Source organism: Sphingobacterium thalpophilum, assembly GCF_038396785.1.
Lineage (GTDB): Bacteria > Bacteroidota > Bacteroidia > Sphingobacteriales > Sphingobacteriaceae > Sphingobacterium > Sphingobacterium thalpophilum_A.
Genome location: NZ_CP151087.1, coordinates 4,257,865 through 4,278,897 on the forward strand (window position 1 = coordinate 4,257,865; position 21,033 = coordinate 4,278,897).

The window sequence follows — 21,033 nt, forward strand, 5'->3', positions numbered from 1 at the left end:
TTACAATGAAAAGAAGAAATTTAATTCTATATATGGCGTTGTCTAGCTTATTTGTTGCAACAAGTTGTAATAAATTTCTAGAGCATCAACCCGATGATCGTACTGAACTAAATAATGCTGTTAAAGTAGCAGAATTATTAGCAAATGCTTATCCACATGGTAATTATATTACTATGGCAGAGTCAATGAGTGATAATGCTGGAGATAAAGGTGGAACAACACGAGAATTGCCCAATTCATCTGCTTGGAATTACGTTGATCAAGTAGATCCAACTGACATAGATACTCCACCATATTATTGGAATGCTTGTTATAAAGCGATAGCAGCAGCTAACTATGCACTTGAGGCCATCGATAAAGCGGGTAATACAGAAGAATATGCTGCCAGCAGAGGTGAAGCCTTGCTCGCACGTGCGTATGCTCATTTTATGCTGGTGACATTCTTTGCGAAAGCTTATGATCCAGCAACTGCTAAAACGGACCTCGGTATACCTTATGTTACACTTCCACAAAAAGTCGTCGAAGGCAGTTATAAGCGTGGTACTGTTGCCAGCGTTTATGAAAATATTGAAAAAGATTTGACAGAGGGACTTCCCTTGATTAAAAACAACAAATATGTAGTTCCAAAATACCATTTTACGACACAGGCGGCTCATGCCTTTGCTACTCGTTTTTACCTATTCAAAAAAGATTACGCGAAGGTTGTTGAACACGCAGATGCACTATACCCCGGTTCGACGGTAGCAGAGGATCTACGTCCTTGGAACACAACCTATAATTCATTGGGATATTACGAATTGCAAGCAATTTATACCAATTCGACAGAGGCGGCCAATATTTTGCTCCAAGAATCTCAGAGCGAGTGGGGAAGAAGTTATGCCGGTTATAATTACGGTTTAAGTTCTAGTTTGTTGGGGATATTTAGTCCTGCAAATAATCCTAGTGGAAAACAATTGGCGATGGCAACTAAGATTTTTGGAGGAACTGAGATGGTCTACAATATTCCCAAATTCAAGGAACATTTTGTAAAGGAATCAATTAATGCAACTATCGGTGATGCCTATAATATGGTGCCGCTCCTTACTTCTGAAGAAGTTTTGTTTAACAGAGCGGAAGCAAATGCGATGCTGGGAAATAGTGCACAGACAATCAGTGATCTTGATAGGTACCTTTCAAAGCGTATCATAAATTATTCAGCTACGGCCGACAAATTCTCTGTGGAAAAAGCGAAAAACTTTTATCAGAATTCATCAGATAAAGATGCCTTAGTATCATCTATACTAACTTTTAAACGCATGGAATTTATGCATGAAGGCATGCGCTGGTTTGATATTGTCCGGTTGAAAATTCCGATCGAACATGTCAGTGCTAATGGCAAGAATAAAATTATATTGGGTGCAGATGATCCAAGGAGAGTGATACAAATACCTCAGGATGCAATTGCTGCTGGACTTGAAGCTAATCCTAGGTAATGTCGACTTTTAAAAATTGAATTATGAAAAAGAAATTTAAAAATATATTTTTTTTACTGCTTTCGTCGGCGATAATTTTCGGATGTACCGATAAAGACAAGCTGACATCGGATATTGTAGGTCTAGGAGGAGATACTTGGGCCAAGACAGAGGTAGACGATTGGATTGGCAAAAATTTTACTACACCATACAATATCGAAGTAAAATATAAGTGGGATAGATCTGAACTACCAGAGATATATAAAAATGTAATTCCAGTGCAAGAGGGGTTGGTTATTCCAGTGATGGATATTATCAAAAAAACTTGGATTGAACCTTATGTCGCTATTAAGGGGGAGAATTTTATGAAAAAGTACACTCAAAAACAGTTTTTTTTGGCTGGAAGCCCTTCCTATAATAGCAATGGTACTATTACACTAGGTACAGCTGAGGCTGGACGGAAAATTGTTTTGCTGGACCTGAATACATTTGATCCAGATGACAAGCCTGCGGTGCGAAAAATATTGCATACAATGCACCATGAGTTTGGACATGTTCTGAACCAGAATATTGCTGTAACGCCTGACTACCAAAGGATAACTCCTTCCGACTATACGGCTACTTGGTTCAATATTTTTAGAGGGGCTTATAGCAGTACGGCTGCTTTGGATAAGATTCTTTATGAAGCCGATTTTTGGGGTAAAGGATTTGTAACACCTTATGCGAGATCTAACAAGGATGATGATTTTGTTGAAACATTGTCTACACTACTTGAAGGTGGAGATGCATATTATAACAATATCGTCAATAACTTATTTGTTTATGAAGGACAATATATTAAACGAAATGGTAAAGGTATTTATGAGCAAAACACCGGTGCGAGAAATAAACTTTTAAAAAAGAAGGCGATCGTAACGACTTATATGAAAAATGAATGGGGAATTACGTTATCGGATCTTCAAATCAAGACGCAAGAGGCTATAGAGGCTAATTCTCCAACGCCGGCATTGGGCGAACTGTTAGGACCGCAAAAAACTTATGGCACGATTACCGTCAATCCTCAGAAATTGTCGGGCTTATCAGCTAAATTTTTAACCGCATTCAATACATCTAATGCTACATTGCAGGCAAATATGGGGCTATATGTCGATAATATTTCCTTAATTTTTAGTACCGCAAATAGGGTGATCCTCCGTGTGAATTTTATGGATCCAACAGTTGCCGTTGGCGCAGGTTATAATGCTGATTTTAATTATACAATTACAAAAACAGATGGAGATTTAAAATTGACTTATACGAATCCACAGCCTACGAATGCAAATGCGAGAGCAATAGAAGCTTCGGTCTTGCCGATTGTTAATTATTTTTCTAATCAGACTTTTGCAATGCGATGGATAGATGATATTATTCCGCAATCAAAAGGAATCTTTGGTGGGTTAGTCAATAAAAATGATCCGACGTCTTATGTTTTTGGAACGTTGTAGTGAAAGAAGAAACGCAAATTAGAACAAGATGAAAAAGTACTTATTATTTTATATATTATTTATTGTCGCATTCTCGAGCTGTCAGAAAGATAAAACTTCGCCAGTTCTGGATGATGTTGACGTCAGATTGGCGGATAGTCTCGCTCAGTATCAAGCTACGCTTGCTAGTGCTCCATATGGTTGGAAAGCCTATCTTCTAACTAATATTGATATAGCTGTAGATTTTACGATGAAATTTAATGACAAAAATCGGGTTGTAATGACCGCTGAATATGGGTCCGATGAGGAAGAAAGCTCATATAGACTTAAAGCATTGCAACGTCCGACTTTGTTGTTTGATACCTATTCGATATTACATGAGCTTTCTGATCCCAATCCCAATGTTTTAGGAGGAGGGGTTGGTACTGGTTATGAAGCAGATTTTGAGTTTGCAGTAATTTCAGCTACCAAAGATAAAATTGTCTTGGAGGGGACTTTCAATAAAAGTAAACTTATTTTGGTTCGGGCAGAATCAAAAGTTGATTTGGAATCAACCTATAACGAGACGAGTTCTATGCAGGATAAATTGTCTCAGATACATACCTATTTTAAACGTACTGAAATCGGAGGGAAGAATTATGAAGCTAAGATTGATGTAGGAAATAAACGTATCAATTTTATTTCCGCAGAGACCGGTGATAATGTGGGAAGTAATTTTTATGTCGTCAAAAATGAGGTTAGATTTTTTAATCCAATAGTGATTGGCAAGGATAGTATTGTAAGCCTTTCGAATGTAAAGTATGATCCCTCTGGCTTTTTATCGGCAAGTTCAGGATCTTTAAATCTGAAGATTACAGAGTCAATTACGCCAATGAATTATGATAAGACCGCGGTAACGCGTTTTTGGAGATCTGATCGCCAAATTTCTTTTTCGGCTTGGGTTAAGGATGGTGAAGAAGATTATTTAAATGACAATAGTGTTTCTGTAGGTACAGGAATGAACAGAAGAATTGCCTGGTTGGATTATGGTCCTGGTTATGATTTGCTTGGATATGCTCAAGGCAATTCGTTGTATTTCGGTACTGCCATTGCTAGTACGATTGACTTACAAACGGCTTATTAAGTATCAGTATGTAGGAGCTTTGGGAACCATTCCAGCAGCTTATAGAAATATAATTTTACAAACTGCACTTGATTTTACGGATCCAAAAGGATTATACGTCATCGAAACAGCGCTAGGACAATATGATTTGGTAACTGTATCAGACGCGCGAAAATGGATTAGTTTTGGACGGTAGTCAATAAATTTTTCAAACTAGTTGGAAATCTAACTGAGAAAAATTTAGGATATGCCAAGGAGATACACAAAATGTGTATCTCCTTTTAATGACGTTGCAATGAATAAAATAATAACTGTTAAAGCTAAATAATAGATTTAAATGATGTATTGGAAAGAAATAAAAAATGGCGATAATTTACCTAAATTAGTCCGCCTTTTATCACAGATTGGACTACTGTCTGTCGCCTTGCTGATCGCACATTATTCTACATATCAATATCTTCCAGATTGGACCAATACGATTATTTCTTTTATTGTAGAACTTTTTACGATCCCATTGCTAATGATGGTCATATTCATTTGGATAACGTCGCTTTTTTTTCTTGTATTTAAGAAAGAGCATAGAGCTGATTGGATCATGAGTATACTTTATGCTTCGGCAACTATTATCTTAGTGTTGCTTGGAGATTATTTGGTGTAAAAATAAAATAAGTGGAATTTAGAAGTTCCTAGGCAAATATATTTTAATGATTTTGATCTACTGATTGCTAGGTTTGTTTTCTATTTTGTTACAATTAATTCCAAGATTTAGTTTTTTTAAGGAACCTTAAATTGATTGTTTATACTCGCCATAGATTTAGCTTTATTAAGCTTAGAATTATTTGATTTTTGTTTTACCTCCCTTAGAGCAGTTATCTTTTATTTTTTTACTGCCGATTTTCTAAGTTTATAAGTACAAAAAAGCATATGAGATTCCGCTTGGTAACTTTTTTGTGTGAATAATAAAAAATATTTAGCACTTTTACCAAACAATTATTAAGCACTTACATGTAAGTGCACATACATGTTCTAAAATATCCGCTATGAAGTACAATTTGTAGTCGCGGGATCTTTAACGATGCAGAAGGAAGAAGTATTATTTAAAACACACTATAACGGATTGTGCCACTTTGCTTGGAAAATTGTTGGTGATTTAGCTGTGGCTGAAGACCTAGTTCAAGATTCATTTGTCGCTTATTTTAAAAGCACTGGGCAGGTCAGCGACAATGAGATTGCCGTTAAAAATTACTTGTATAGTTCGGTTCGTTTTGCCTGTTATAATCATATTCGCCACGAAAAAGTACAACAAAGATATTGGAATGTCGTCGGTTTTACAGAAGAGGATAATATAGCCCTTGAATTGAATATGATTCATAGTGAGGCCATTCAGGAAATTTACAAAATTATTGAACAGATGCCGACCTCTTGCCAACAGGTCTTTCGCCTGGGCTATTTAGATGGTTTGTCTAATCTTGAAATAACCCAGGAATTGAAAATTAGCATCAATACCGTAAAAACCCAAAAACAGCGCGGTATGAAAATGCTTTTAAAACGACTAAATCCTGAGTTTTTACCCCTTATTATATTTTTGTTAAAAAATATTTAAATTCTTGTCACCCCTTTTCCTGCCTTAAGTTTCTTTACTGTACAATATGGAAGAAAACTCAGGGCATATCTCTCAGCTGCTTCAAAAATTTTTATTTGGTCAATTGACCGAAATAGAACAAAAACAATTTGAAGAGTGGCTACAAGCTAGTGACCAAAACAGACGGCTTTTAGAATCATTTCGAAAAGCAAAGAATATTGAACAAGATTTAGCTGTTGTTAAGCAATTGGATGCAAATAGAGCTTGGGAAAAGCTTAACAGCAGGAATAATAAATCTAATTATAAGTGGTTTATCAGTATTGCCGCATCGTTACTTCTATTGGCCACTTTTTTCTATCTATGGCAGAGCAGTTATTTGAAGACAGATGAAGATGCTGTACATAATCTAACTTTGAATTTGGAGCAGGATGTCGAGCCGGCACAGAGTGGGGCTATTTTACAGTTGTCCAATGGTGAAAAAGTTGTGCTTAATAACAAGACATCCAAAACCTACCATACAAACAAGACATTTGTTGGGAATGGCGCGGAATTAATCGTTAAAAACGATAAAAGCCAGCAAATATCTCGTCTGAACTCGCTCATAGTGCCACGTGCAAGTTATTATAAAATCACTTTGAGTGATGGTACCAAAGTTTGGGTTAACGCACAGTCGAAATTAAATTTTCCGGCGCAATTTTCAGCAGATGAAAGAAGGGTGAGTTTAGAGGGAGAGGCCTATTTTGAAGTGGCACATGATGCTAAAAAGCCTTTTTACGTTGATTCAAAAGCTGGAGAAATCAAGGTTTTGGGTACGCATTTCAATGTATTCGCCTACCACGATGACATCCGAGCAACGCTAGTCGAAGGTAAAGTAGAGGTGCGACAAAAGGAAAATAAATTAGAATTGAATCCAGGTGAATTTGCTTCCCTTTCGAAAAATAATATGATAAAGGGGAATGCTGATATTCAGCAGGATTTAGCTTGGCATAACAATGAATTTTACTTTAAAAAGGAAACGATTGTAAATATTGCTCATCAACTGTCCCGATGGTACGATCTGGATGTGAAATTTAGGGGCAATGTGCAACTCAGCAAAGAATATAGCGGTAGTATACAGCGCGATGTAAAACTTTCTCAAGTGTTGGAGATGTTATCGTATGTCAGTGACCTTCGATTTGAAGTTCACGGTAAGGAATTGATTATTGAGAACAAAAGCTAACTTATTTTAAAACATAAAACTAATTCAGCGAGGCTTATGATATAATATTACAATCCAATCATTAAAGTGCCCAAAAAAAAGAGAACAGGAATGTTGGCGCATCCCTGTTCAGAAATGTGATCAAAGGGCTCATAACTTAAAAGTGAACTATTAATTACCTAATTAACCACAAAATGTAAATGTATGAATAACTTACCATTTAGCAAAGCCTGGTCCTTGTTACCCCAAGATCATAGGTTTTGCAAACCCTTACGTATTATGAAAATTAGTACATGCCTTTTATTCGCATTTGTAACCGGTGTTCATGCTAAAGGAACAGCCCAAAAAGTTACCTTGAAAATGAGGAATGCACGGATTGAGGAAGCGCTTTCTGCGATTTCTAAACAATCCAACTTGCGTGTTCTCTATAGCGAAAACTTAAACGCTAAATCTCGTGTTACAGTCAATCTAAAAAATGCGTCTGTAGAAGAGGCATTAAACTCGATTTTAAGAGATAAAAATATCGAGTACAAAATTATTGCAAATACAATTTCTGTCAATAGTAATGGAAAGAATGACGTAGTTGTCGAGGGGACACAACAGTCGATCGCTGGAACAGTTAAAAATGCTGAGGGGAATCCGTTGGCCGGTGCTACAATCACGGTCAAGGGAACTTCCATTTCCACGCAAACCGATGCAAACGGACATTTTAAGATAAATGCTGGAGGAAATGCGGTATTGGTTGTCCGATATGTGGGTTATAGCAATCTTGAAGTTAGTGTCAATAATAGAAGTTCCATCGCGATCGTATTGGATTCTAACCAAAATCAAATCGACGAAGTTGTTGTAACAGGACTTGGAGCTAAAATAGACAAAAGAACATTTACAGGGGCTACATCTAAGGTCGATATGAAAGATATTGAACTTGGTGGACTTCCTGATCCATCAAGAGCTTTGGAAGGCCGTGTTGCTGGGGTTTCGGTTCAAAACACAACCGGAACCTTTGGATCAGCTCCAAAAATTAGAGTCCGTGGTGCAACGTCAATTTATGGTAGTTCAAAACCGCTTTGGGTAATTGATGGGATTATCATAGAAGATGTGTCAAACGTCTCTTCAGATGATCTGTCTTCGGGAGATGCATTGACCCTAATCAGTTCTGCTGTCGCCGGCTTAAATGCCAATGATATTGAGTCATTTACTGTACTGAAAGATGGTTCTGCGACTTCAATATATGGTGCTAGGGCTATGGGAGGTGTTATTGTTATTACAACAAAGAAAGGAAAAGCTGGTCGGAACTCCGCCAATTATGTGGGTGAGTTTACTTCAAGAGCGATTCCTTCTTATAATAATTTCAATATCATGAATTCTCAGGAGCAGATGGCATTTAATCAAGTTCTTGAACAAAGGGGATGGTTGACAATGGCAGATGTGGCAAGTAGATCCGAATCGGGTGTCTATGGGAAAATGTATGAATTAATCAAGGCAGGTCAATTAGAAAATACACAAGAAGCGAGAAACGCTTATTTAAGGAAAGCAGAATACCGAAATACAGATTGGTTTAAACAATTGTTCAGCCGGACAATCATGCAGAACCACTCAGTCAGTCTTTCATCAGGTACAGAAAGAGCACAATATTATACATCCATTAGTGGTGTTTTTGATAATGGCTGGGCGCGTAAATCAGATGTGAAACGCTATACAGGGATGTTTAATGCTTCCTATGATTTATTTGATAATCTTAAATTAGATTTGCGAACAAATGGATCCTATCGTGATCAGCGGGCTCCAGGTACATTAGGTTCTTCTGTAGATCGAGTTTCCATGGAAATTAAACGGGATTTCGACATTAACCCTTATAGTTATGCATTAAATACTTCACGGACACTTGATCCTAATGAATTCTATACACGGAATTATGCACCATTTAATATCCTGCATGAATTGGATAACAATTACATGGATATAAATGCTGCCGATATTAAATTTCAAGGAGAATTGCGATGGAAGCCGATCAAGGCATTGGAATTGGGGTTATTGGCCGCTACAAGATATCAGCAAACATCGCAACAGCACTATATTAAAGATCAGTCAAATCAGGCATTAGCTTATCGTTGGATGCCTACTACGTTTATTCGTGATGCGAATCCTTTCTTATATACTGATCCGAGTGATCCTTATGCAGTGCCAGTTTCTGTCTTACCATATGGCGGTATCTATAATCGTACAGACAATAAGATGTTGACAAAGGATTTCCGTTTTACAGCAGCTTTCGACAAAACTTTTAAAGAGATCCATAAGATATACGCATTTGCCGGTGCTGAAACGAATTCTGTGGATCGAAATCAGAACTGGTTTAGAGGTTGGGGTTTGCAATATGATTTAGGGGAAATTCCATTTATAGATTATAAGCTGTTTAAGAAAAGCCAGGAAGAAAATGCTGATTATTATTCTATTGATAGAAGAAAAAATGGTGATATAGCTCCTGCTCGTAACAGACAAGTAGCATTTTATGGAACCGCAAATTATACGTTTGACAACCGATATACTATTAATGGTACATTACGCTACGAAGGGACCAACCGTTTAGGTCGTACAACCTCTGCACGTTGGATGCCTACATGGAACGTTTCAGGAATGTGGAATGTCATGGAAGAAGATTTCTTTAAAAAATTGAATACGCCATTTTCGAATTTAAGTTTTAAGGGGTCTTATAGCTTAACGGCAGATAGAGGACCGGATTTCGTTACCAATTCGAAGATTATTATTCAAAGTTATAACCCATGGCGTCCTAATACCGCAGATAAAGAAACAGGTCTTAATATTTCTGATTTAGAAAATTCGGAACTTACCTATGAAAAGAAACATGAGTTAAATATAGGTACTTCCATTGGTTTATTTAAGAACAGGATCGCATTGGATGTTGATTACTATAAACGTAAGAACTTCGACTTAATCGGTATTGTCAATACACAGGGACTTGGTGGCGAGATTTCAAAGTACGGGAATGTTGCCAATATGGAATCTCATGGATTGGAATTTAGTCTTTCCGCAACAATATTGAAAAAGCAAGATTTTTCGTGGGTTTCTAGCTTTATTTACACCAAAGCGAAAAACAAGATTACGGCTTTGGAAAACAATAGTCGAGTTGCAGACTTAATTGCTGCTGGCGGATATGGACGGGTTGGTTATCCCGTAAGACCGCTATTTTCCATTCCATTTAATAGACTTCTTCCGAATGGTCTGCCCGTCTACAATTACATCGATGGAGCAGAGACAACAACGGGGGTTTATTTTCAGGAACGCAAGCAAATTGACTGGTTGAAGTATGAGGGGCCAACTGAACCGACCGATATGGGAAGTTTTGGGAACGTATTTTCATATAAGAATTTTAAGCTCAATGTATTTATCACCTATTCTTTTGGAAATGTAGTTCGATTGGATCCAGCATACAAAACAGGTTATTCCGACTTAAATGCTACACCAAGGGAATTTTGGGATGCCTGGACTGTTCCTGGAGAGGAAGCATTTACGAATATTCCTGTGATTTTGGATAGACGTTTTATCCGAAACAATAGTCAATACGATTATGCTTATAATGCCTACAATTATTCAACGGAAACTGTTGCAAAAGGTGATTTTATTCGTTTGAAGGACATTTCCTTGTCTTATGAGCTGCCAAAATATTTTGTGCAATCTCTTAAGATGAGCAATCTTGGTGTACGGTTCAATGTGATCAATCCTTGGTTAATTTATGCGGATAAGCGCCTTAATGGGCAAGATCCAGAATTTGTTAATTCAGGAGGTGTGGCATTACCAATTGCGAAACAATATACATTAACCTTAAAAATGGGATTCTAGCATATGAAAAAGAGATTATCATATATATTAATTGCAGCGGGAATAATAGCGACAAGCTTTTCTTCCTGTAAGAAATATTTGGATGAATTGCCCGATAATAGGGCTGAACTAAATACAACAGACAAAATTGGGAAAATGCTCGTTGGGGCTTATCCAGAGAATGCTTATGTTATGGTAGCTGAGTTATCTTCTGACAATGTGGATGATGTTGGGCCAGTTTACTTAAACTACGCACGCTTCATAGAACAAATATACAAATGGCAAGATATTACTGAAACGAGTAATGATGGAATCGATCGTATTTGGGGAGCGTGTTATGGAGCGATTGCTAATGCAAATGCTGCATTGCAAGCTATTGATGAACAGGGGAATCCAGCGAGCTTAAAAGCACAGCGTGGTGAAGCGTTGTTGGCACGGGCTTATAACCATTGGATTCTTGTAAATATGTTTGCACAGAATTATTCGAAAAAGTATTCAACAACAGATTTGGGTGTTACTTATATGACGAAAGGAGAAACTACCCTAAATCCAAAATATGAACGTAATACTGTTCAGGAAGTTTACGATTTTATTAAAAAGGATATAGAAGAAGGTTTACCATTAATCAATGACGCTTCTTACGCCAACTCTAGTGTTGCAAAATATCACTTTAACCGAGCGGCAGCTTATACCTTTGCATCGCGTGTTGCATTATTTATGGAAGATTGGACAAAGGCAGTGGAGTATTCCACCGAAGCGTTAGGAAACAATCCAACAGCGACTTTACGTGATTATGCAACGATTGCCTCTTTTTCTGCTGCGATCAATAATACAACGAGAGAGTATAATGCGAGCTCAGTGAAAGCTAATTTCTTAGTAGCTACGGCTTATTCGGCGATGGGGACAACTTTTGGGGGGTATTCAACCAACAACAGAATCAGTCACGGTGGATCTATTGCAATGACGGAGACAGCGTTTGCTGCTCAGCCTTTTGGGAAAGCTACGACATCAACGGATTATAGAATTCGTGCATTTTCCTATACGAGTACGACGGCAAATAAAGTGATTTTTCCACATGTTGCCTACATTTTTGAATATACTGATCAAGTTGCGGGAATTGGATTTTCACGAGGAGTCTATACGCCGATCACGTCGGAAGAAGCTTTATTGAATAGGGCGGAAGCAAATATTCATCTTAAGAATTATGCGGCAGCCATTACTGATATGCAAATCCATATTAATAACAATACCATTAGCAAGCCTGGGACAATAAGTGAAGCTTCGATTAACAATTGGGCGAATTCATTTACATATTTTACTCCTACAGCTCCAACACCGAAAAAGAAATTGAACCCAGATTTTCAGATTGAAAGCGGTACACAGGAAAATATGATCCATGCAGTATTATCGCTTAAACGCCTTCAGTTTCTTCATACTGGCTTAAGATGGTTCGATGTAAAACGTTATGGCATTGAAATAACCAGAAGGGTCGCTCCTGCGGTCAACAATGGAACGATGACTTTTACGGTTACCGATAATACGCTATCGATCCGAGATCCTCGTCGTGCAATTCAATTACCTCAAGATGTGGTAAGTGCAGGTTTAACACCAAATCCTAGATCAAATGAAATTAAGTAATAAACTATTTATGTTATTAGCTTCATGCGGAGTGTTGTTTTCTGCATGTAACAAAGAGGATAAATTAAATCCCAATAGTGTTTTTGTAGATTCAACAATACCAAAGAACGCTTTGGACAATTACCTCTATAAAAACTATATTCTACCCTACAATGTCGAGATACTGTACAAGTACGTCGATAAAGAATCTGATATGAGCTATCGATTGGTACCTGCACCTTTTGAATCTTCTATAAGATTGTCCAAGCTTATGCTTTATCTTGTTATGGAGCCATATTCAGAAGTGACTGGAGGGAAGGAGTTCCTTAAAAACAACTTTCCAAAATTAATTACGTTTACTGGTTCAGCTCCAATTCAAACAAACGGTGTCATGATTTTGGGAACAGCAGAATCAGGTACAAAAGTATCTTTGTATAATTTGTTGGAATTAAATGAAACCAATGGTAAAAACCCGGCTTTTCTGACGGGCCGATTTTTCAAAACAGTTCACCATGAGTTTCAACATATTCTAAATCAGAATAAGCCTTATCCAAGTAATTTTAAGGAGATCACAGGTACTAGTTACGTGGAGGATGACTGGAATGCGAAATATCCTGCCAATGCTACAGGTATAGGAGCCGCGATCGCAGCAGGCTTTATCTCACCGTATGCTTCTAAGGCCGATACTGAGGATTTTGCTGAACTGTATTCGTTCTATGTTACGCGGAGTCAAGCTGATTTTGATGCCATGCTGAATGTTGAAAATTCTACGGCAGCGGGAAGGGCTTTGATCCTTTCAAAATTAGCAATTGTGAAAAACTATATGAAATCTGAGTGGGGAATTGATATGGATCTCTTAAGAGCCAATATTCTTGCTCGTTATCCTAATCTTAGCACGTTTGATCAAACAACTTTAAATTAAGAAAAAATGAAATTTAAACTATTTATTTTAGGAATAACCATTTTGTCTTTGGGCGCAAGTTGTGAGAAGAAGATGGATCGTATTTTTGAAGACAGTCCGAGTGACCGTCTAAACGCGAGCGTGGCTAATGTATACTCTACTTTACAAGCGAATAAAGATGGCTGGATAATCAAGTATTTTCCAAGCAGCGGATTAGAATTTGGAGGATATACCTTATTTGCCAAATTTAATAATACCACTGACGTTAGCATTGAAGGTGATTTTACAACACTTGCTGCACAGGTAAGTACTTATACTGTCGCACCTGGTGCTGGCGCAATTTTGACCTTCGATACCTATAATCGCATATTTCATTATTTTGCATTGCCTGCAGTCTTTAATAGAGAGCCTGCATATCAATTACCCGGTTTCCTTACAGCATCAATTGGTGCGAGTAACGAGGGGATGAAAGGTGAAAATGATTTCTTGGTAACAAAGGCATCAGCTGATTCCATTGTCATGGAAGGTAGAAAATCGTACAATAAGGTTGTGATGGTCCCGATTAAATCTTCAGAGGCTTCTACAATTATAGCGACCTACCGCGCTGCGCTTACAAAATTCCATGCATTTTCAAATTACAAATTTGAAGTTGGGACAGAATCCTTCGCAGCAACATTTTCAACCGCAGCAACGAAACGAGCATTATTGATTGCAGGTAATACTAAACCATATGCTTATCGTTATACGCCTACTGGACTTGAATTTTATACGGAATATGACGTAAATGGAGTGAAGTTTAGAGAATTGAAGTATGTAGAACCAACAGGAGCGTATACCAAAGGTTATTTTACCAACGATGCAGGAACGATCAAGTTAGTCCCACAAAGTTAAAAAGCAATTTTCTCCCTGCGAAATCAGGGAGAAAGTTTCATATGTTTATTTAGTGGCCCCTTCAGAATATTTTTTGGAGGGGCTTTTTTGCAAATATTTTTTTCCATGTAATGGATCTATTGATTTAGTTGTCATAATGATGTAGGCCTTTGCCATAGTTAGTTTAATTGATATAAACCAAAGTGTAAATTTTATGAAGTATTTTTTTAGTGCCCTTTTACTTGTTTTTGCAGCTCAGTTATTTGCGCAACAAAAAACCAATCAGACGAAACATCTGCCATTTGAGACGATCTATTTTGCCGGTGTTCAATTTAACAACGCCAGCAATCTGAATAGGATCTTGAAAGAATATGATTCCGGAAAGGTGCCTGGGTTTGGTTGGAATGCAGGCGCCGGACTGGCATACAGGACGAAACAAACCCTTATTGGCGTGAATTTTAGCCTGTCGACAAGCAGTAAAAACGACAATACGATGAACACAGGAGATTTTACGGTTTATGTATCTACCAATGCGATACGTACAGGCAGATTGATCTTTAGTCCGCAGCTGGGAGTCGGTACGCAGTCTACTACTTTTACGGTTCAAAAGAAAAATCTGAATGGAGAATTTAGAGACTTTTTGACCACGCAGTCCAACCAAACTAAAATGGAGCATGATGCTGCTATTGTCGATTTAAGTGTTACGTTGAAAACATCCAATTCCGAACGCACTAGCTTTCGCCCGGAATGTAGAATAGGTTATAAATCTTCTATTACACAGAATGAATGGAAAGTAGTGAATGCTGCGGTTTCAGATGTTCCGAAGGATAGACTGGGACATTTCTATGTACAGTTAGCTTGGGGTATTGGACGATAATAATACGATACTAAGGTTTATAGTGCTCCAAAATCTTAGTATTCATAGCTAGAGCCGCTGTATTTAAAACAGTAGCCAAACCTCTTGTTTTGCTATTGTTTTAAATACAGACTGTTTAATATCAGGTCAATGAGTTCATGCGCTTTTTGTGCGTCCTGTTTTTTGACATAAATGGTTCCCATAACTTTAAATTTTCCCTTGTTGTCTTGAACCAAAAAGCTTTTATAATTGCTACGCGTTTTAAAGTAATCTACCAATACCTCAAAATTATTCATCGATTTTATTTCGCTGAAATAATCATTGGCAAGCGTACGGTCCGGTGTTGTTCCTGCGACATACACTATTTCAGGAGCAAGAGACTGCCGTAAAGCCCTCAAATTCTCTTTTGGGGAAGTTGAAGTACTTCGCGTAACCATTGTAACCAACATTCCATCAATCCACCAAAATTCCCCAACCATCTCATTTACATTTTTCTGAACAGGTTCTGGATCTACTTGGTTCAATTTTAAAAAAGCATCATCTGCTGTTATTCGTGAGCTGGGAGGTAGGAGGTCACAATGTGCCGCATCGCTTAATGGAAGGACATTTGTTCCTTGTAGATAAGTCTGTGCATAAGCGGTTGGGAATATCGCCAAACCGCTTATAATATAAGTTAAAAATAAGATGTACTTCCGCATATAGAGCTAAGCTTTTCTACTGTTTAAAATACAGACTATTTAATATCAGGTCAATGAGTTCATGCGCTTTTTGTGCATCCTGTTTTTGTGCATAAATAGTACCCATAACTTTAAATTTTCCCTTGGCATCTTGGATCAAAAAGTCTTTATAATTACTACGGGTTTTAAAGTATTCAACCAATACCTCGAAATTATTCATCGATTTAATTTCGCTGAAATAATCATTGGCAAGCGTACGGTCCGGTGTTGTTCCTGCGACATACACTATTTCAGGAGCAAGAGACTGCTGTAAATCTCTCAAATTCTCTTTTGGGAAAGTTGAAGTACTTCGCGTAACCATTGTAACCAACATTCCATCAATCCACCAATATTCCCCTATCATTTCATTTACATTTTCTTCAACAGATTTTGGATCAATTTGTTTCAGTTTTAAAAATGCATTGTCAGCTGTTATCCTTGTATTTATCGGTAATAAGTCGCAATGTGCCGCATCGCTTAATGGAATTACATCAGTTCCTTGGAGATAAGTTTGTGCATAATTATTTGATAATATGCCAATATAAATTATTACAAGTAGGATAAATTTCTTCATAAAATTGTTATTAATTACAGTTATTGATTGAAATAAACTTTCTAAATGTATTTGGATCGATTTTGGAGTTCAATGGTTTAAAGTTAGCAGTTCCCGATTCCGAGCTATAGAGCTGTATCATATCCCCATAGAGATCTATCAATGCAAGTTCCTGCGAGGTATAAGCATTATTCCCCATACGCCTGTATCCTCTAGTTAATCTTTTGTACTCTTCAAAATCAGCCTGCCGATTTGGATACCTGTTTACCCATTTGACAGGATCGGTAATGGTAATAGCATAGTCGTGATTTGCTGTCATGACATTAATGCTGTGATAGCTAAGATATACCTGTTTTTGAGCTGGGCTCAATACATCCATATTTGCATTGCTGGTCGCCATATAGATCCCGATACCTGAAAACACATCGATGGACGAGGGAGCACTCTCAAAACCATGGGTATGGGTGTAGTCTACCGTTACCTCGACCTGGTCATTGGCCTTCCATTGCCACCGCTCATGAGAGGTGACTTCGTGGACACCGTCCCCCAATTCGTATCCTACGTCCACATTTGTATAATTTGTTACTTCTTTCGTATTGAGATTCATATAGGTATTATAACCATGCTCTTTGCCAGTCTGTAAAGTTAGATTTTTTATTTCATTGTTTTTAGCTATGGTACTTTGCTTGGTTTTACGGTCATTCAGAGCCGCTCTGTCTGCACAAGGATCTATCTTCGCCAGCTTTTTCAATGTGACTTTTATCATTGATTCCCACCAGCCGTTTAAATTGGGTATAGCTATCCCAGACCCAATGTCTAAGCCAAATCCTCCATTCCCACAACTGGTCGTACTTTTCGGTTTGGCGACAACTCTCGTGACGACCACCTCATCCAGCGTATTCATTCCGCTAAATGAAAATGTGTTTTGCAGGAAACTGCCGAGGTAGTTTGAACTTCCGTTACCTCCGTATTCATCTGTTGGAAATTCGGGATCGCCTATATTTTTCTCCACGCAGTTGGCATTGACATCGTACATGATGGATTCAACTTCAATATCTTCTGGTGGAGCTTCCACATCTTGTGCTTTCGAATCAATGATCATGAAAAGACCAAAGGAAAAGACTCCTAGGGATAAAATCTGTAATAATACTTTTCTTTTCATCGTCTTAATTATAGGTTAGTACATCTCCTACCTTACCCATGGAGACCTTTATCAGTTTGAATGCTTTCCCATCTAAATTAAAGACGACAATATGACCGTCAAATTTTTCATTGGCCAATACTTGCTGATACTCCGTGTAGTCATAATTGGTCATGCTGATATTCTTTACCTGACACAGGCTATCAATGTATGAAGGCCGGGGCCGATATTCCCGTAGTCGGGCATATACATTCTGTTGGTTTTGATCAGAATAAAAATTAATCATCCGATAGCCTTTATCAGCAATGTAATCAGCAATTTTGTCCGTTAATATACCGCCAGTTAAGGGAATTAGATAAGAATATTTCGTGTCGTTTACGACTTCCTTCACCGCATAATCCCAAAGTAATTGATCCATCACACTCCCATTTTCAGGAGCGTTGGAAACATTCGCTTTTGTACCAGCTTTTTTAGCAAAAAGTGCTTTTTCTTCTATAGACTTTGCTTTTGTGAATTTTTTGAGCATTGCTAAATTAAAACTGCTCTTTGGCTTTTTTGTATTGGGCTCCTTCTCCAAACGGTCTCTTTGACAGCTCATAAGACTGATCAAAATACTGGTTAATAATAAATACTTCTTCATAATTCGGTGATTTTCATTTTAAAAGACTATTTTTAACTGCTGTTTTTGGTTTTAGTAATTGTCTTAGCATATGTGTCCTAAATAAATTTTAGGATTGGATTTCTGTGGTACAAGCATAGCTTTTTTCATCATTTCGATATTGACCCCTATTTTTCAATCTGCGAAGATCTTTAGCTGTCCCTTTTTTCCTTTTATAGGCGGCCTGAGAAAGGGATCATCTATCCATTGCCAGATGTTTATTTTCACGAAGATATTCATTCTGATGAATGCGACCAGATTGGACAGGTTCCAGTCATATTTGGCCTTTTTTTGCAAGTATTTTAACAGTAATATGCCAATGAGTGAAGTTCAGATCTAGATCATCACTGCATTTTCAGAAGTCCCTATGAATGTCGATACTTTTAAGCGCTGCTTTAGATGCTTGAAGAAGACTTCGATATGCCAGCGTTGTTTATAGATGTTTGCCACCAAAGAAGCCTTCCACTTCGTATTATTGGTCAAAAAGTGGTGCTCATTGCCAGTGGTGCTGTCCCAAAAGTGGACTAGGCGTAGCGGCTTGCCGTTGTATTTATTGCAGGCAGCACCGGATAGCTCAATGAGCTCATCCTTAAGGATCCCCTTTTCGATGAGTGCTTCACTCTGATAGGACTTGATAACCTTGTACTTCATATTAACTTTACTCCTGGTAACGAAGTAACCCCCCCTGCTGTCCAAATCCCCAAGCCAGCTGTAATCCACGTAGCCACGGTCCACTACCACCACGCTTCCCTTGGAAAAACTGTAACTACCGGCTCGCTGGCTCTCATGTACTTTTCCATCGGTAATCTGCATAAAAACAGGTAGGCAGCCATCATAATCCAAGACAGTGTGCAGCTTTACGGCACCTTTGGTGCTGCGAAACTTTGCCCAGTCAAATACAGATAGACATAAGGGGATGATGCTTGCATCCATCAGATATACTTTACGCTTTAGCTGACCAAGATCTTTGCGAAAATGGGTGTCCTTTTGCCAAAGCCTATCCAAAACAGAATAGTAAAGATCTTTGAAAAGTTCATGGGTACGGTGTGTGTTGATATAGGATATATTAGACTTACTTGGAGCTCTTACTACACAAGACCGTTGCAAAATAATGTTGATATTTTCTGATCGGTTATTTTTGCTTTTTTTTTGCAGTTTTTTCCGATTTGGATTCGGAAATCTAGTTGCGTTTTCTTGAAAAATCCTCTTTTTGAGGCCTTTTCAACTGCTTAATTTGTGTTTTTTATTGCATTGGACACAAGTATCCCAGGTGATCTGTAAAGATTGTACGCCATGGCTTCCATTAGATTTTGTGTATGCATTTTGGCGATCCCCTTATACCTTGCACAGCTTGAGTTGAACCATCGCCGGATGCTCCCGAAGGTCCGTTCAACTTTGAACCTGATCTTGCCGATCAGTTTGTTTCTTAACTTCTCTCTTTCGGTTAACGCTGTTCCTTTCTTTGCCTTATGCAAGATCCTGCTTTTTAGCTTTCCTGATTTGATCAATTCCTCATTTTTAGAGGAACGATATCCCTTGTCAGCATAGATATGGATGCCCTTTGGAAGGTCAGCCGAAGATATTACCTGTTGAAGATTGGCAATTTCATTTACATTTGCTGGAGTGGTTACCACGCCCAGAACCAGGCCTTCTGTATCGGTGACATAATGCTTTTTATAGCCATAACGTGTTTTCCCAGCCTTCTTTATCCAACGAGCTTCATGGTCAACACCCGGGCTCTCTTGTTGGATCAATAACTGTTCACTATTCTCTTTATCCAGCTCAGAATCTTCGCGAGGATGTTCACTACGGTCACTTTCGATCTCGTAAATAACTTTGCCTTTTGGTTTTAGCGGAGAATCAACAATACTGGCATCAACGATAGCTCCACGTTTTACCAATATTTTATGTTTATTCAACTGCTTGTTCAGCTCCTTGAATAGATTCTCATAAACACCCTTTTCTGTCAGCGAGCTGCGAAAACGGCTAATAACACTGTGATCGGGAACCGAATCGTCCAAACTGATGCCAACAAAGCGACTAAAGGAGATACTGTCGTTTATACGGTCTTCTACTTCGTAGTCACTCAGACCATACCAGGTCTGTAGAAGTGTCATTTTGAAGAGGACAAGACCAGAATAACTAGGGCGTCCCATTTTGCTTTCCCCTTTGTGGTAATGCTTGTTGATAATATTTGAAATCGGACGCCAATTTACCAATGTATTGATCTGATCGAAGAATTCCTGCTTGATTTTCCGTCTTTGAACCATGTAATCAACAAAGCTAACTTTTTCTGTCTTTTCCATACCTTAAATATAACGAAAATCAACAAGAAACAAATTAAAAACTTGAATATCAATAAAATAAAAACCAAACACTTTTGCAACGGTCTTTACACCTAAGTGGTTCAGATTACCAGTGGTACTGCGTAGACCGTTACTAATATCACGAACTGAATCTGCCGAGGAAAAATGACAGAAAAGCATACTGACTAGATGCGTCCAGCTGTTGATCCCTTTCTGATGTTTGTCACTTTTGTGCTTTGAAACCAAATCTTTGAATAATTCGCGGTCGATAAGAGATAAAATCTGACTAAAAACATTTAAATTTATCATGGCGGTGTGTTATAATTTTGCAATTTAAATATAGCAACTTTGCTATATCCAAACACCGCCACTTTTTAAACGTTTAGGACGCAAGTGTTGTCTTAGTATCTTGGTTGTCTCAAATATAGTTTTTTTGTTTTATTATTTTATTTTTCTTTGTTTAAATTTATTATTGTTTTTTTAACCAAATTATTAGTGTTCACGTCATATGCCGTTTATAAAAATTATGAAAACACACCGTAAGTTATTTTTTCTTTACTGCCTTATTATGCTAGTAATTATATTAAGTCAGCAACTTATTGCCCTTTACTTTCGAGGTGAAGTAGCGGAGTTCACTACAGGTCGGATAATCGCAACCTTTATTTATCTGATCATGGGAGCATTAACGCTTACATTTGTGGAAATAAAGACAAAGAGAACTAAATAGATTAGAATCTCTAAATATAGCTGCTATAACCGCAGAAAGTGATACCTGGGGAAAT

At 37.8% G+C, this 21,033-nt stretch carries 19 protein-coding genes; 11 read left to right on the forward strand and 8 right to left on the reverse strand.

What is annotated here, in order from left to right; translation table 11 throughout:
* Window positions 1-5: 5 nt before the first annotated feature.
* From AACH28_RS18735 to AACH28_RS18785, 11 genes are all read left to right on the forward strand, one after another.
* Entirely contained in the window at window positions 6-1,472 is a 1,467-nt protein-coding gene (locus AACH28_RS18735) for a RagB/SusD family nutrient uptake outer membrane protein (protein WP_333625712.1), read from the forward strand.
* Window positions 1,473-1,495: 23 nt separating this feature from the next.
* Window positions 1,496-2,935: a substrate import-associated zinc metallohydrolase lipoprotein gene (locus tag AACH28_RS18740; protein WP_341831217.1), complete on the forward strand. Its 1,440-nt coding sequence runs from the start codon at window positions 1,496-1,498 to the stop codon at window positions 2,933-2,935.
* Window positions 2,936-2,963: 28 nt separating this feature from the next.
* On the forward strand, window positions 2,964-4,037 hold the full coding sequence (locus AACH28_RS18745) for a DUF4302 domain-containing protein (protein WP_341831218.1): 1,074 nt from the start codon (window positions 2,964-2,966) through the stop codon (window positions 4,035-4,037).
* A gap of 316 nt (window positions 4,038-4,353) precedes the next feature.
* Window positions 4,354-4,674, forward strand: coding sequence for a hypothetical protein (locus AACH28_RS18750; RefSeq protein ID WP_333577547.1), 321 nt, complete (start codon window positions 4,354-4,356; stop codon window positions 4,672-4,674).
* 417 nt (window positions 4,675-5,091) lie between these two features.
* Window positions 5,092-5,619, forward strand: coding sequence for an RNA polymerase sigma-70 factor (locus AACH28_RS18755; RefSeq protein WP_341831219.1), 528 nt, complete (start codon window positions 5,092-5,094; stop codon window positions 5,617-5,619).
* Between the two features lie 46 nt (window positions 5,620-5,665).
* Window positions 5,666-6,817 (forward strand): FecR domain-containing protein, encoded by a 1,152-nt coding sequence (locus AACH28_RS18760; protein WP_341831220.1) that lies wholly within the window; start codon window positions 5,666-5,668, stop codon window positions 6,815-6,817.
* Between the two features lie 258 nt (window positions 6,818-7,075).
* Window positions 7,076-10,654, forward strand: coding sequence for a SusC/RagA family TonB-linked outer membrane protein (locus tag AACH28_RS18765; RefSeq protein WP_341831221.1), 3,579 nt, complete (start codon window positions 7,076-7,078; stop codon window positions 10,652-10,654).
* Window positions 10,655-10,657: 3 nt separating this feature from the next.
* Window positions 10,658-12,271, forward strand: a complete 1,614-nt coding sequence (locus AACH28_RS18770) for a RagB/SusD family nutrient uptake outer membrane protein (protein WP_341831222.1) — start codon at window positions 10,658-10,660, stop codon at window positions 12,269-12,271.
* Window positions 12,258-13,172 carry a putative zinc-binding metallopeptidase gene (locus AACH28_RS18775; RefSeq protein WP_313185170.1) on the forward strand — a complete coding sequence of 305 codons (915 nt, stop codon included), beginning with the start codon at window positions 12,258-12,260 and terminating at the stop codon, window positions 13,170-13,172. Before AACH28_RS18770 ends, AACH28_RS18775 begins: the two co-directional genes overlap by 14 nt.
* 6 nt (window positions 13,173-13,178) lie before the next feature.
* The gene (locus tag AACH28_RS18780) at window positions 13,179-14,042 is read left to right on the forward strand and encodes a DUF4302 domain-containing protein (RefSeq protein WP_341831223.1); all 864 of its coding nucleotides are present in this window, start codon (window positions 13,179-13,181) and stop codon (window positions 14,040-14,042) included.
* Window positions 14,043-14,235: 193 nt separating this feature from the next.
* On the forward strand, window positions 14,236-14,898 hold the full coding sequence (locus tag AACH28_RS18785; RefSeq protein WP_341831224.1) for a hypothetical protein: 663 nt from the start codon (window positions 14,236-14,238) through the stop codon (window positions 14,896-14,898).
* A 92-nt stretch (window positions 14,899-14,990) separates the two neighbouring features.
* Here AACH28_RS18785 and AACH28_RS18790 read toward each other — a convergent pair whose 3' ends face one another.
* The 8 genes from AACH28_RS18790 to AACH28_RS18825 form a co-directional block, all read right to left on the reverse strand.
* On the reverse strand, window positions 14,991-15,575 hold the full coding sequence (locus AACH28_RS18790) for a hypothetical protein (protein ID WP_341831225.1): 585 nt from the start codon (window positions 15,573-15,575) through the stop codon (window positions 14,991-14,993).
* A gap of 16 nt (window positions 15,576-15,591) precedes the next feature.
* On the reverse strand, window positions 15,592-16,167 hold the full coding sequence (locus AACH28_RS18795) for a hypothetical protein (protein WP_341831226.1): 576 nt from the start codon (window positions 16,165-16,167) through the stop codon (window positions 15,592-15,594).
* 10 nt (window positions 16,168-16,177) lie between these two features.
* The gene (locus tag AACH28_RS18800) at window positions 16,178-17,308 is read right to left on the reverse strand and encodes a hypothetical protein (RefSeq protein ID WP_341831227.1); all 1,131 of its coding nucleotides are present in this window, start codon (window positions 17,306-17,308) and stop codon (window positions 16,178-16,180) included.
* Window positions 17,309-17,312: 4 nt separating this feature from the next.
* Window positions 17,313-17,927 (reverse strand): hypothetical protein, encoded by a 615-nt coding sequence (locus tag AACH28_RS18805; RefSeq protein ID WP_341831228.1) that lies wholly within the window; start codon window positions 17,925-17,927, stop codon window positions 17,313-17,315.
* A 153-nt stretch (window positions 17,928-18,080) separates the two neighbouring features.
* Window positions 18,081-18,242, reverse strand: coding sequence for a hypothetical protein (locus AACH28_RS18810; protein WP_341831229.1), 162 nt, complete (start codon window positions 18,240-18,242; stop codon window positions 18,081-18,083).
* A 39-nt stretch (window positions 18,243-18,281) separates the two neighbouring features.
* Entirely contained in the window at window positions 18,282-19,052 is a 771-nt protein-coding gene (locus AACH28_RS18815; RefSeq protein ID WP_341831230.1) for an IS4 family transposase, read from the reverse strand.
* 122 nt (window positions 19,053-19,174) lie between these two features.
* Window positions 19,175-20,197: an IS5 family transposase gene (locus AACH28_RS18820; protein ID WP_112374319.1), complete on the reverse strand. Its 1,023-nt coding sequence runs from the start codon at window positions 20,195-20,197 to the stop codon at window positions 19,175-19,177.
* A 57-nt stretch (window positions 20,198-20,254) separates the two neighbouring features.
* Complete coding sequence (locus tag AACH28_RS18825) at window positions 20,255-20,560, reverse strand: DUF4372 domain-containing protein (RefSeq protein WP_341831231.1); 306 nt, start codon at window positions 20,558-20,560, stop codon at window positions 20,255-20,257.
* Window positions 20,561-21,033 lie beyond the last annotated feature (473 nt).

Bases quoted from the DNA above. Each gene is read 5' to 3' on its own strand.
- AACH28_RS18735 (WP_333625712.1), top strand. From the start codon at position 6: ATGAAAAGAAGAAATTTAATTCTATATATGGCGTTGTCTAGCTTATTT.
- AACH28_RS18740 (WP_341831217.1), top strand. From the start codon at position 1,496: ATGAAAAAGAAATTTAAAAATATATTTTTTTTACTGCTTTCGTCGGCG.
- AACH28_RS18745 (WP_341831218.1), top strand. From the start codon at position 2,964: ATGAAAAAGTACTTATTATTTTATATATTATTTATTGTCGCATTCTCG.
- AACH28_RS18750 (WP_333577547.1), top strand. From the start codon at position 4,354: ATGATGTATTGGAAAGAAATAAAAAATGGCGATAATTTACCTAAATTA.
- AACH28_RS18755 (WP_341831219.1), top strand. From the start codon at position 5,092: ATGCAGAAGGAAGAAGTATTATTTAAAACACACTATAACGGATTGTGC.
- AACH28_RS18760 (WP_341831220.1), top strand. From the start codon at position 5,666: ATGGAAGAAAACTCAGGGCATATCTCTCAGCTGCTTCAAAAATTTTTA.
- AACH28_RS18765 (WP_341831221.1), top strand. From the start codon at position 7,076: ATGAAAATTAGTACATGCCTTTTATTCGCATTTGTAACCGGTGTTCAT.
- AACH28_RS18770 (WP_341831222.1), top strand. From the start codon at position 10,658: ATGAAAAAGAGATTATCATATATATTAATTGCAGCGGGAATAATAGCG.
- AACH28_RS18775 (WP_313185170.1), top strand. From the start codon at position 12,258: ATGAAATTAAGTAATAAACTATTTATGTTATTAGCTTCATGCGGAGTG.
- AACH28_RS18780 (WP_341831223.1), top strand. From the start codon at position 13,179: ATGAAATTTAAACTATTTATTTTAGGAATAACCATTTTGTCTTTGGGC.
- AACH28_RS18785 (WP_341831224.1), top strand. From the start codon at position 14,236: ATGAAGTATTTTTTTAGTGCCCTTTTACTTGTTTTTGCAGCTCAGTTA.
- AACH28_RS18790 (WP_341831225.1), bottom strand. From the start codon at position 15,575: ATGCGGAAGTACATCTTATTTTTAACTTATATTATAAGCGGTTTGGCG.
- AACH28_RS18795 (WP_341831226.1), bottom strand. From the start codon at position 16,167: ATGAAGAAATTTATCCTACTTGTAATAATTTATATTGGCATATTATCA.
- AACH28_RS18800 (WP_341831227.1), bottom strand. From the start codon at position 17,308: ATGAAAAGAAAAGTATTATTACAGATTTTATCCCTAGGAGTCTTTTCC.
- AACH28_RS18805 (WP_341831228.1), bottom strand. From the start codon at position 17,927: ATGAAGAAGTATTTATTATTAACCAGTATTTTGATCAGTCTTATGAGC.
- AACH28_RS18825 (WP_341831231.1), bottom strand. From the start codon at position 20,560: ATGATAAATTTAAATGTTTTTAGTCAGATTTTATCTCTTATCGACCGC.